Origin of the sequence: Diaphorobacter sp. (assembly GCF_050251835.1) — a bacterium.
Classification (GTDB): domain Bacteria; phylum Pseudomonadota; class Gammaproteobacteria; order Burkholderiales; family Burkholderiaceae_C; genus JBFXIE01.
Map to the genome: position 1 here is coordinate 1 of NZ_JBFWLZ010000054.1, position 11640 is coordinate 11640.

Annotated in this window: 11 protein-coding genes, 6 tRNA genes and 1 pseudogene; 5 read left to right on the forward strand and 13 right to left on the reverse strand. The window is 63.1% G+C overall.

Annotated features, from left to right (window positions below):
* Nucleotides 1-71: 71 nt before the first annotated feature.
* On the forward strand, nt 72-830 hold the full coding sequence (locus tag AB7E35_RS13865; protein ID WP_428167762.1) for a 3-hydroxyacyl-CoA dehydrogenase: 759 nt from the start codon (nt 72-74) through the stop codon (nt 828-830).
* A 250-nt stretch (nt 831-1080) separates the two neighbouring features.
* On the opposite strand, the pseudogene AB7E35_RS13870 reads toward AB7E35_RS13865, so the two are convergent.
* From AB7E35_RS13870 to folC, 13 genes and pseudogenes are all read right to left on the reverse strand, one after another.
* Nucleotides 1081-1320: pseudogene (locus AB7E35_RS13870) on the reverse strand (DDE-type integrase/transposase/recombinase); the annotation flags it as partial.
* A 408-nt stretch (nt 1321-1728) separates the two neighbouring features.
* A tRNA-Asp gene (locus AB7E35_RS13875) sits at nt 1729-1805 on the reverse strand.
* A 57-nt stretch (nt 1806-1862) separates the two neighbouring features.
* A tRNA-Glu gene (locus AB7E35_RS13880) sits at nt 1863-1938 on the reverse strand.
* Nucleotides 1939-1967: 29 nt separating this feature from the next.
* Nucleotides 1968-2043 (reverse strand) — tRNA-Ala (locus AB7E35_RS13885).
* An 8-nt stretch (nt 2044-2051) separates the two neighbouring features.
* Nucleotides 2052-2128 (reverse strand) — tRNA-Asp (locus AB7E35_RS13890).
* A 57-nt stretch (nt 2129-2185) separates the two neighbouring features.
* A tRNA-Glu gene (locus tag AB7E35_RS13895) sits at nt 2186-2261 on the reverse strand.
* 31 nt (nt 2262-2292) lie between these two features.
* Nucleotides 2293-2368: transfer RNA gene (locus AB7E35_RS13900), tRNA-Ala, on the reverse strand.
* Nucleotides 2369-2433: 65 nt separating this feature from the next.
* The gene (gene gltX / locus AB7E35_RS13905; protein ID WP_428164146.1) at nt 2434-3843 is read right to left on the reverse strand and encodes a glutamate--tRNA ligase; all 1410 of its coding nucleotides are present in this window, start codon (nt 3841-3843) and stop codon (nt 2434-2436) included.
* Nucleotides 3840-5054: an O-succinylhomoserine sulfhydrylase gene (locus AB7E35_RS13910; protein WP_428164145.1), complete on the reverse strand. Its 1215-nt coding sequence runs from the start codon at nt 5052-5054 to the stop codon at nt 3840-3842. The genes gltX and AB7E35_RS13910 overlap by 4 nt, the downstream gene beginning before the upstream one ends.
* Nucleotides 5055-5344: 290 nt before the next feature.
* Nucleotides 5345-6853: an amidophosphoribosyltransferase gene (gene purF / locus AB7E35_RS13915; RefSeq protein WP_428164144.1), complete on the reverse strand. Its 1509-nt coding sequence runs from the start codon at nt 6851-6853 to the stop codon at nt 5345-5347.
* A gap of 84 nt (nt 6854-6937) precedes the next feature.
* Nucleotides 6938-7426: a CvpA family protein gene (locus AB7E35_RS13920; protein ID WP_428164143.1), complete on the reverse strand. Its 489-nt coding sequence runs from the start codon at nt 7424-7426 to the stop codon at nt 6938-6940.
* A gap of 38 nt (nt 7427-7464) precedes the next feature.
* Nucleotides 7465-8301, reverse strand: coding sequence for an SPOR domain-containing protein (locus AB7E35_RS13925; RefSeq protein WP_428167760.1), 837 nt, complete (start codon nt 8299-8301; stop codon nt 7465-7467).
* Between the two features lie 28 nt (nt 8302-8329).
* Nucleotides 8330-9655: a bifunctional tetrahydrofolate synthase/dihydrofolate synthase gene (folC, locus tag AB7E35_RS13930; protein WP_428164141.1), complete on the reverse strand. Its 1326-nt coding sequence runs from the start codon at nt 9653-9655 to the stop codon at nt 8330-8332.
* Nucleotides 9656-9703: 48 nt separating this feature from the next.
* On the opposite strand from folC, the gene AB7E35_RS13935 reads away from it, so the two are divergent.
* The 4 genes from AB7E35_RS13935 to AB7E35_RS13950 all read left to right on the forward strand — a co-directional run.
* A complete protein-coding gene (locus tag AB7E35_RS13935) occupies nt 9704-10117 on the forward strand; it encodes an ArsC family reductase (protein ID WP_428164140.1) in 414 nt (137 codons plus the stop codon).
* A gap of 111 nt (nt 10118-10228) precedes the next feature.
* Complete coding sequence (locus AB7E35_RS13940) at nt 10229-10948, forward strand: glycine zipper 2TM domain-containing protein (protein ID WP_428164139.1); 720 nt, start codon at nt 10229-10231, stop codon at nt 10946-10948.
* A 66-nt stretch (nt 10949-11014) separates the two neighbouring features.
* Complete coding sequence (locus AB7E35_RS13945) at nt 11015-11332, forward strand: pyrimidine/purine nucleoside phosphorylase (protein WP_428164138.1); 318 nt, start codon at nt 11015-11017, stop codon at nt 11330-11332.
* A 108-nt stretch (nt 11333-11440) separates the two neighbouring features.
* Nucleotides 11441-11640: argininosuccinate synthase domain-containing protein (locus AB7E35_RS13950; RefSeq protein WP_428167761.1), on the forward strand; the 200-nt coding region annotated here is incomplete at its 3' end.

An 11640-nucleotide genomic window follows, 5' to 3' on the forward strand; every position in this document is an offset into this window, starting at 1 on the left:
TTATGAGCAGCGTCGGTTTGGCCTCGTCCATAATTGACGTTTACGTCAACATCACTTATCGGAGACACAAGATGGACATCCAGGGCAAGGTATTCATTGTTACGGGCGGAGCGTCCGGACTGGGTGAGGGCACAGCGCGCATGTTGGCCGAAGCGGGTGGAAAAGTTGTGATTGCCGACATGCAGGCCGACAAGGGGGAGGCCGTGGCTCGCGACATTGGCGGTGCTTTCGTGCGTTGTGATGTGAGCAACGAGACCGATGGCCAGGCAGTGATTGCCAAGGCTGTCTCAATGGGCAAGCTCATGGGTTTGGTCAACTGCGCCGGCATCGCTCCTGCCGAAAAAACCGTTGGCAAGAATGGCGCCCATGCACTGGCCACATTCAGCAAGACCATCACCGTCAACTTGGTGGGTAGTTTCAATATGATTCGCCTTGCCGCCGAAGCCATGAGCAACAATGAGCCCGAAACCACCGGCGAACGCGGCGTACTGATTTCTACAGCTAGCGTTGCAGCTTATGACGGACAGATTGGCCAGGCGGCCTACTCCGCGTCCAAGGGAGGCGTAGTCGGCATGACCTTGCCTATTGCACGCGACTTGGCCCGAAGCGGTATCCGCAACATGACGATTGCTCCCGGAATCTTCGGCACCCCCATGCTGTTCGGCATGCCCAAAGAGGTACAAGAATCCCTGGCTGCAGGTGTGCCTTTTCCCAGCCGACTAGGTACACCACAGGACTATGCCAAGTTGGTTCGCCACATTTTTGAGAATGACATGCTCAACGGCGAAGTCGTCCGCCTGGACGGCGCCATACGCTTGGCACCCAAGTAATGTTGACTTGATCGCGATCCGCGCTGACCTCTCTAGAATCAAGACTATATTTTCAATACATGGATCTCCAAACAACGGGGTTTCACGTTGAGTCGACCCGGGTTTCATTGACACTCGTGAACCGTTGGGAATTGCATCGTTCGCGCTCGGCCGGCGAAATGTCGTCGGCAGTTCCGTGGCGCCGCCTGGGGTTACAGAGTCTCTCGATGTGGTTGAAGATATCGGTACGCGCGGCGTAGGCCTGCTGGAGCATGCTGCTGACCAGGTTGTGCTCGCGCAGCAATGTCTGCCGCTCATGGCCTGTGAACTGACTCCCCTGATCGGAATGCGCCGTGACGGCCCGCTTGGGCTGGCGACGCCACTAGGCCATCAACCGCGCATCAAAAGTGAAGCCGGTGTCGATCCGGCTCCCCATCGACCAGCCCACCGCCTAGCGCGAGAACAGATCCACCACGATGGCCAGATACAACCCGCCTTCGTGCGTACGGATGCCCATAGAGCTTGATCCACTTGTACAAGCTGTGCTGGCTCACGCCATGCGCGCCGGAACCTCGGCCACCTTGTGGCTTCGCTCGGTGATCTGCTTGACCGCCTCGATCTTGAATTCTTCCCGGATAGGGCTGGTTCTTCTTCAGGGCTCCTCCTGTTGGGCCTCAGTTTGAGGCTCGAAGGTGTCTACTGAACCAGGGGCGATTCAGTGCAGCATAAAACTTTGCCAAACAACAGCAGTAGCGGCGTGCCACTTGAAGGCCATGCCGTGCGGCAGCTTGCCACGCGCAAGCGATGACAAAAAGAAAAACGCCACAAACGAAAATCGTTGCGGCGTTGTGAACTGACTTGTGAGCCGTTGTCTTGTAACCCAAAGAGCTTTTTAAAATTAACGACTTACGGAATTGCGTGGCGGAGTGGACGGGACTCGAACCCGCGACCCCCGGCGTGACAGGCCGGTATTCTAACCAACTGAACTACCACTCCACAGTGGTGTAACTTTTGCCAAGCCGCTTCAACGACTGAGCCAAGCGTTACAAAACTTGGCGACCCTACGGGGATTCGAACCCCGGTACTCACCGTGAAAGGGTGATGTCCTAGGCCTCTAGACGATAGGGTCACAAACAAAAAACCAGACACTTACTATCTTGGTGGAGGTAAGCGGGATCGAACCGCTGACCTCTTGCATGCCATGCAAGCGCTCTCCCAGCTGAGCTATACCCCCAAGATAAATGGCGGAGTGGACGGGACTCGAACCCGCGACCCCCGGCGTGACAGGCCGGTATTCTAACCAACTGAACTACCACTCCACAGTGGTGTAACTTTTGCCAAGCTGCTTCAGCGACTGAGCCAAGCGTTACAAAACTTGGCGACCCTACGGGGATTCGAACCCCGGTACTCACCGTGAAAGGGTGATGTCCTAGGCCTCTAGACGATAGGGTCAAAACCTAAGAACTTGCGTTCAATTTACAGGTGGTGGAGGTAAACGGGATCGAACCGATGACCTCTTGCATGCCATGCAAGCGCTCTCCCAGCTGAGCTATACCCCCATTGATTCGAGCCTTGAATTTATTCTTGGCCGTCATCACCTGAGCCTTGAATTATAGACAGGTTTTTAATGGATTTTCAATCGTGCGAGGATTTTTTCGCGTCCAAGCAATTCCAGCACTGCATCGACCGATGGCGTGTGCGCTGTGCCCAGGGTGAGCACGCGCACGGGCATGGCCAGTTGGGGCATTTTTGCACCCTGCTGTTTGAGCACATCCTTGATGCCAGCGGCGATTGCGTCCTTGTTCCAAGCAACTGTTTCCATCACCGCAGAAAAGGCCTCCAGCAAGGGCGCCGCCGCATCGGTCACATGCTTGGAGTAATCCTGCGCATCGCGTTCGACAGCCTCCTGATAGAACAAGCGGGCCCAGCGCGCCAGATCCACCAGCGTTTCACAACGGTCCTTGAACAATGCGCAGATGCGCGGCAGGCGGTCGTCGGAATCCACAAGGGCTTCGGCCACACCGGTTTGCAGCAAGAAGGGGCGTACCAGCGCGGCAAGCTGCGCGTCGTCCGTGGCCTTGATGTGCTGGGCATTCACCCAGCGCAGCTTTGCTTCGTCAAACTGACCAGCGCTGCGCCCCAGGTGATCCAGGCTGAACCACTCCAGAAACTGCGCGCGGCTGAAGATTTCATCATCGCCGTGGCTCCAGCCCAGGCGGGCCAGATAGTTGACCATGGCATCGGGCAGGTAACCCTCGTCGCGGTACTGTGTCACGGGCTTGGCGCCATTGCGCTTGCTCATCTTCTCGCCCTGCTCGTTAAGCACCGTCGGCAGGTGGGCAAACACCGGCACCGTGGCACCCAGAGCTTCAAAGATGTGGATCTGGCGCGGCGTGTTGTTGACGTGATCGTCGCCGCGGATCACATGGGTGATGCGCATGTCCATGTCGTCCACACACACACAGAAGTTGTAGGTGGGCGTGCCATCGGGACGGGCGATGACCAGGTCGTCCAGTTCACTGTTCTGGAATTCGATACGGCCCTTGCACTTGTCGTCCCAGGCCACCACGCCATCCTTGGGCGTCTTGAAACGCAGCACGGGCTTGACGCCCTCGGGCACGGGCGGCAGCACCTTGCCGGGCTCGGGGCGCCAGGTGCCGTCGTAGCGGGGCTTTTCCTTGGCGGCCATCTGGCGCTCACGCAAGGCGTCGAGCTCTTGCACACTCATGTAGCAGGGATAGACATGGCCTGCAGCCTGCAATTGGGCCAGCACTTCCTTGTAGCGATCCATGCGCTGCATCTGGTAGTACGGGCCTTCGTCATGATCCAGCTGCAGCCAGGACATGCCCTCCAGAATCACATCGACCGATGCCTGGGTGGATCGCTCCAGATCGGTGTCTTCGATGCGCAGAATGAACACGCCGCCGTTGGCGCGTGCAAAAGCCCACGGGTAAAGCGCCGAGCGGATGTTGCCCAGGTGGATGAAGCCCGTGGGCGACGGGGCGAAACGAGTGCGTACTTGTTGTTGTGTCATGGCAGGGTATCCAGTCCTCGGCAGAGGTCTGTCTTCAAGTCATCAATGTGCTCCAGGCCTACGGAGATGCGGATCAGCCCCTGGCCGATGCCGGCCGCCTGGCGCTGTTCTTCTGTGAGGCGGCCGTGCGAGGTGCTGGCCGGATGGGTGATGGTGGTCTTCACGTCGCCCAGGTTGGCGGTCACGCTGCACACCTGCGTGCTGTCCACCACGTGGAAGGCATTCGCACGCAGCTGCTCAGCGCCCTGCCCGGCCACGTCAAACGACAGTACCGCGCCGCCCAAACCGCCTTGCTGGCGCATGGCCAGCGCGTGCTGCGGGTGGCTCTGCAAACCTGGGTAGTACACGCGCGCCACCTTGGGGTGCTGCTCCAGCCAGGAGGCCAGTTGCAGCGCAGAGGCGCTTTGCGCCTTCACGCGCAGGGCCAGTGTTTCCAGGCCCTTGAGCACCACCCAGGCGTTGAACGCCGACAGGTTGAGCCCCGCGCAGCGCATGAAGCCACCCATGACTTTCTCCACCAGCGCAGCCGAACCGCACACAGCCCCCGCCATCACGCGGCCCTGGCCGTCCAGCAGCTTGGTGCCCGAGTGCACGACCAGGTCGGCACCCAGTTGCGCGGGCCGCTGCAAGGCGGGCGAGGCAAAGCTGTTGTCCACGGCCAGCAGCGCGCCGTGGGCATGGGCCAGTTCGGCCAGGGCGGCGATGTCGCACAGGTCGGTCAAAGGATTGGTGGGCGTTTCGGCAAACAGCAGGCGGGTGTTGGGCCGGATGGCTGCCTTCCACTCGTCGATGCGGGTCTGCGCGACAAAGGTGGTTTCAACGCCGAACCGGGCCATTTCGCTGCCCATCAGCTTGATGGTGGAGCCGAACATCGAGCGCGAGCAGACCACGTGGTCACCCGCCTTCAGCACCGTGAGCGCCACCAGCAAGATGGCGGCCATGCCGGTGGTGGTGGCCACGGCGCATTCGGTACCCTCCATAGCCGCCAGGCGACGCTCGAAGCTGGTCACCGTGGGGTTGCCGGTGCGGCTGTAGGTGTAGCCGTCTTCCTCGTTGGCAAAGCGCCGCGCGGCGGTGGCGCAGTCGGGCTGCACGAAGCTGCTGGTCAGGTACAGCGCCTCGCTGTGCTCGCCCCACTGGCTGCGCGCAACCGCCTCGCGCAGCGCGAGGGTGTCGGGGTGCAGCCCTGCTGGCAGGGATTTGTCGGTCACGGTGACGTTCCTTATCTCAAAAACAGGAGCAGCTAGCGCTTGTTATACATAGGTTTGAGGCACTTTTCATGCCAAATCCGTCTGGGTCTGGCACATGGCGCTAATGGCACGATGAAACCGGGCGGGCTCAGAAGGAGTGAATGAATCCGGCGTGGCCGAGCGGAGCGCACAAACATGCCCCATCAAGGCGCAAAGCGCAGCCATAGCTCGGGCTATGGCGAGCATTTGCAACGCCGAGGGGGGTGCGTTTTTGCGCAACGAGCGGACATGGCGGATTCGTTCACAGCTTCTCAGGCCTCCTGGGCATTGGGCAGGGACAAGCGCGAGGTGCTGACCTGCTCTTCCTCACCGCCGCGGTTGCGGCCTTCATTGAGGGCAGTCACCTCATCGTCTGAGATGTCGCCGGTGATGTACACCCCGTCAAAGCACGAGGCCTCGAAGCCCTCGACCTGCGGGTTGATCTTGCGCACGGCCTGCTTCATGGCGTCCACGTCCTGGTAGATCAGCGCGTCAGCGCCGATCAGCTGGCGGATTTCCTCGACCGTGCGGCCATGAGCCACCAGTTCGTCACGCGTGGGCATATCGATGCCATAGACGTTGGGGTGGCGCACCGGCGGTGCGGCAGATGCCAGGTAAACCTTCACGGCGCCAGCGTCGCGTGCCATCTGCACGATCTCTTTGGAGGTGGTGCCGCGCACGATGGAGTCATCCACCAGCAGCACCTTGCGGCCCTTGAACTCGCTGCCAATGGCGTTGAGCTTTTGGCGCACCGATTTCTTGCGCGCGCCCTGGCCCGGCATGATGAAGGTACGGCCCACGTAGCGGTTCTTGACAAAGCCCTCGCGATACGGAATACCCAGCAATTGCGCCAGCTGCATGGCGCTGGGGCGGCTGGATTCGGGAATGGGGATGATGGCGTCGATCTCGCCAGGCGGCACGGTGGAGATCACGCGCTTGGCCAGCGTCTCGCCCATGTTCAGGCGTGCCTGATAGACCGAGATGCCATCCATCACCGAGTCCGGGCGCGCCAGATAGACGTATTCGAACACGCAGGGGTACAGGCGCGGATCGTCCGCGCACTGGCGGGTCTGCACGCTGCCATCGGCGTGCACAAAAACGGCCTCGCCGGGCGCTATGTCGCGATCCAGCATGTGGGTGGTGCCTTCCAGCGCCACCGACTCGCTGGCCACCATGATCGTGCCATCAGCGCCCTTGCCCATGCACAGCGGCCGAATACCAAACGGATCACGAAAGGCCAGCAGGCCATAGCCTGCAATCAACGCGATCACGGCATACGAGCCCTTGATGCGCTTGTGCACGGCACGTACCGCGGCAAACACATTGTCATCCGTGAGCCGGGCGCCGCTGCTCACGCGCGCGAGCTCATGCGCCAGTACGTTCAACAGCACCTCCGAGTCGCTTTCGGTATTGGTGTGGCGATGATCGGTATCGGCCAACTCGCGACGCAACTGCTTGGCATTGGTCAGGTTGCCGTTGTGCACCATCACGATACCGAAAGGGGCGTTCACGTAGAAAGGCTGGGCCTCCTCCTCGCTGGACGCATTGCCGGCCGTGGGATAGCGCACCTGCCCCAGGCCTACAACGCCCGGCAGCGCACGCATGTTGCGCGTGCGAAACACGTCGCGCACCATGCCCTTGGCCTTGTGCATGAAGAACTTGCGCCCTTCCTGGGTCACGATGCCCGCTGCGTCCTGTCCCCGGTGCTGCAGCAACAGCAAGGCGTCATAAATCAGCTGATTGACTGGGGTCGTGCTGACCACGCCGACGATTCCACACATAGTTCGCGTTCCATTTACAAGCGGCAGGAGACATCCCGCCAAAAAAATTGCCAGCACCCGCCACCAGTGGGCAGCAAGACAGCCTCATAGCGGCAGATGCCGCGCCAGCTCCAGGGGCAGCGCTGGCCTCAAACCCTTGAGCGCAGTCTGCAGCAGCGGAGCGCCCTGCGATTGCTGCCACCAAGGCGCCTCATGCATCGGCGTCCAGCCGGCCACCAGCGCCACCGCCAGCAGCAGCACCAGACCACGCAACGCGCCAAACAGCGCCCCCAGCGCCCGGTCTGCAGGCCGCAGGCCCACGGCCTCGACCAATTTCTTGAGCAGCCAGGCCAACAGACCGCAGGCAAATATCGCGCCGACAAAAACCACCGCAAAGCCCGCCACATGACGCCAGGACGCACCTGCCTCGCCCATGGGCAGCAGCGCACCCACATCGCCCGCAAACCACTGCGCGGCAAAAAACGCCACCACCCAGCCCGCCAGCGACAACAGTTCAAACACCAGCCCGCGCCACGCACCGATCAGCAGCGATGCCAGCAGCACCGTGAGAAAGATCCAGTCAAGCGCCGCCATGCGCGATCTATCCAGCAAATGCCGTCATCCAGACAGGCTTACAGCGCCAGCACCGAGGCCGGCAGTCCAGCGCCCTTGACGCGTGCAGCCGCCTTGTCAGCATCGGCGCGGCTGTCAAACGGGCCGACGCGCACGCGCGTGCGCTTGCCATCCTTGGTGTTCACCGCCTGGGTGTAGGTCTTGAGGCCCGACCGCTCCAGTTTGTCTCGCACCTCGCGCGCCTTGTCGTCGTCGGCAAAGGCGCCCACCTGCACTATGAAGCGCTCTTGCCCAGCACGCTCCGCCCCTGGGGTGCTGCCCGCCTGCGGGTCGCGCCCCTCAAGCAGAGCGCGCGCGCGCGCCGCATCATCCCGACGGGCAGGTTTGGGCTCGGGTTTGGACTCTGGCTTGTGCTCGGGTTTGGGATCGGGTTTGGATTCCGGTTTGGGCTCCGGCTTGACCTCTGCGTGGGCACGCGGGGTGGGGACCGGCGCTACGGGTTCGCTGCGGGTGCGCGGGGGCGCCATCTCTTCACCTGCAGCCAGGCTGGCTGCGGCCGGCTCTGGCGCCGCAGTTGCAGCAGTTGCAGGTGCGGGAGCAGACTCAGACTCGGGCGCGCCAGGCTGCGGCACGGTCAGCGGCGGTGTTTTGTTGCGATCAGGAATGTCGATGGCCACGTTGACCGGGACAGGCCGCGGCTGGGTGTCGAACAACAGCGGAAACCCCACCACGCCGGCAGCCACCAGCACGGCAGCGCCAATGAGACGATGCCGTGCACGCCTGCGCATCTCGTCAACGCTCTCGGCCTGGGGTGTGCGTGAGCGTTTGGCGGGCTTGCTGCTGTCGCCCTGCTGCGGCTCTTGCGCGCCAGGCCACCGAAACTTGAAAAATGCCATGAAGTGCGGACCCGTTATGCGCCCAGATTTATGCGCCCAGATGCTTGGCCTGCAGGCGGGGCACTCCGTTTTTGAGCACGCCGCCTACTGTATAGAACGAGCCAAAGACCACAATTCTATCAGCGGGGTCTGCGGCCTCGACGGCGGCGCGCAGAGCCTCTTCGGGGCTGGCGTGCAGGCTGGTGGTGACCTGCCGGCGCCCGCCCGCGGCCATCTGCAGGGCGTTCCATTTTTGCTGCAGGCTGGCAGCCGTCTCGGCGCGCGGCGTGGGCAGATCGGTGAAATACCAGCGGTCGATCACCGGCCCCACCTTGGACAGCATGGGCAGCAGGTCTTTGTCGGCCATGGCGCCAAACACCGCATGCGTAGTGGGGTAGTAGCCCATGGCGTCCAGATTGGCGGTGAGCGCCGCCACCGAGTGCGGGTTGTGCGCCACATCCAGCACCAGCGTGGGCTGGCCCGGCACGATCTGGAAGCGCCCGGGCAGCTCCACCAGCGCCAGGCCCGCGCGCACGGCCTGCGCGGTGATCGGCAGGCGATCGCGCAGCGCCTCCAGCGCGGCCAGCGCCCCCGATGCGTTGACCAGCTGGTTGGCGCCGCGCAGCGCTGGATAGGCCAGCCCCGCGTAGCGACGCCCACGCCCGGCCCAGGCCCACTGCTGCTTGTCGCCCGAGAAATTGAAGTCCTGCCCAAAGCGCCACAGGTCGGCGCCGATGGTGTGGGCGCGGTCGATCACGCTTTGCGGCGGCATGGGGTCACTGACCACCACAGGGCGGCCGGTGCGCATGATGCCGGCCTTCTCGCGGCCGATGGTCTCGCGGTCGGGCCCGAGAAACTCCACATGGTCGATGTCGATGCTTGTGATGACGGCGCAGTCGGCGTCGATGATGTTGGTGGCATCCAGCCGCCCGCCCAGGCCGACTTCCAGAATGACCACGTCCAGCAGCGAATGGCTCAGCAGCCGCAGGATGGCCAGCGTGGTGAATTCAAAATAGGTCAGCGTGACATCATTGCCGTTTTGGGTTCTGGCGCGCTCCACAGCGGCGAAGTGCGCTACCAAAGATGCAGCATCAACATGCTCGCCGCGAATGCGGCAACGCTCCTCGAAGTGCACCAGGTGCGGCGATGTGTAAACCCCCGTGCGGTAGCCGGCCTGTATGGCCACGGCCTCCAGCATGGCGCAGGTTGAGCCCTTGCCGTTGGTGCCGGCCACGGTGATCACGGGGCAGTCAAAGCGCAGCCCCAGGCGGCGCGCCACCTCGCCCACGCGTTCCAGGCCCATGTCGATGTTCTTGGGGTGCAGCTGCTCGCAGTGGCGAAGCCAGCCTTCCAGTGTCTGCGGAGGAATGTGCATAGCGGGCCGGATTGTCGCCGAGCCGGGCATGCGCGATGATGCGCGCCCATGAGTACCCCCACGATCATCGTTTACGGCATCTCCAATTGCGACACCGTCAAGAAGGCCCGCGCCTGGCTGCAATCGCAAGGGCTGACGCACCAGTTCCACGACTTCAAGAAGCAAGGCGTTCCAGCTGACCGCCTGCCCGCCTGGGCCGCCGCTGCGGGCTGGGAAAAGCTGCTCAACCGCCAGGGCACCACCTGGCGCAAGCTGGACGCAGCCGCGCAAGCCTCGGTCATCAATGCCGCCAGCGCCACAGCGCTGATGCAGCAACAACCGTCGGTCATCAAACGGCCCGTGGTGGAGTGGCAAGGCACGCCAGCGGGCGAGGTGACGGTGGGCTTCAGCGCCGAGGCATGGGGCGCACGTAACGCAGCCAGCGCGGGGAACGCCCGCACGCCCGGCCAGTCCAAGTCTTGAGCCCGCTTCTGTTTACGCAGCTTTACGGCTTGGCGCCGATGTGTTGACGCACTGGGCTGAAACTTGTACCGGGTCTGGCGCGTTGCATGCCGACCATAAGGAGCTTTGCCCATGAACAAGATCATCGTATTTGCCGCCCTGACCACGGCGGCGCTGGCCGCCCAGGCGCAGGAACAGGGCCGCGTGCTGTCGGCCACGCCCATCACCGAGCAGGTCGCCATTCCGCAGCAGGTGTGCGGCAACGAAACCATCTACAGCGGCGCGCGCCCCACCACCGGCGGCGGTGCCGTGCTGGGCGCCATTGCCGGCGGTGCGGCTGGCAACGCAATCGGTGGTGGCAGCGGGCGCGCGGCCGCCACGGCACTGGGCGTGATCGGCGGGGCGGTGCTGGGCAACCAGATCGAAGCCGGGCGCCCCGGCTATCAGAACGTGCAGCGCTGCACCACCGAGACCTATTACGACAAGCGCACCGTCGGCTACGACGTGGTGTATGAGTACGCTGGCCGCCACTACAGCATGCGCACCCAAACCGACCCCGGACAGTGGATACCGCTGACGGTGAGGCCCGCCGTCCCCGGCATCCCGGGTTACGCGCCCCTGGAACCGGGCTACCAGCCGGGTTATCAGCCGGGATACCCGTCTGCTTACCCGCCAGGCCAGTCCGCGGTGCACGGTGGCTACACCCCACCGGGGGTGGTGGTGTCCACCCAACCCGGCCCGCCCGCCTATGTGGTGCAGCCGCCCGTCACGGTGATCGAGTACCGCGACGCCTACGGCTACCCCTACCGGCCACCGCGCGGACACGACCACCGCGACGGCTACGGCCGCTGACCTGCCGCCGCGCGCGCGGGCAAGCCTAAAATCAGCGGCTTGTCCCCCATCTGCAACACCCCATCCATGATCACCGACAAGATCGACGGCGTCACCGTCACCACCCAGGCCAATGTGTACTTTGACGGCAAGTGCGTGAGCCACAGCCTCACCTACCCTGACGGCACAAAGAAATCGGTGGGCGTGGTGCTGCCGTCCACCCTCACCTTCGGCACCGGCGCGCCCGAGATCATGGAATGCGTGGGCGGCGCGTGCGAATACAAGCTGGCGGGCTCCGACACATGGGCGCCGTGCGGCCCAGGCGACAAGTTCAGCGTGCCGGGCAACTCCAGCTTCGACATCCGCGTGACCGAGGCTTTTCACTACATCTGCCACTACGCGTGAGGCAGCGCCCTGCCTTGCGTGCGGCGCAGAGCCAGGGCATCAAGGCGTTTTTGGCTTTCAGCCCTTGCTGGAAAAGCGCTGGCAGCTACTATTTTTGAAAGATATTCCATGGCAACCATCCTCCAAAACCTCCCCGTCGGCCAGAAGGTCGGCATCGCCTTTTCTGGCGGCCTCGATACCAGCGCCGCACTGCGCTGGATGAAGAACAAGGGTGCCCTGCCCTACGCCTACACCGCCAACCTGGGCCAGCCCGACGAGGAAGACTACGACGCCATCCCGCGCAAGGCCATGGAATACGGCGCCGAGAA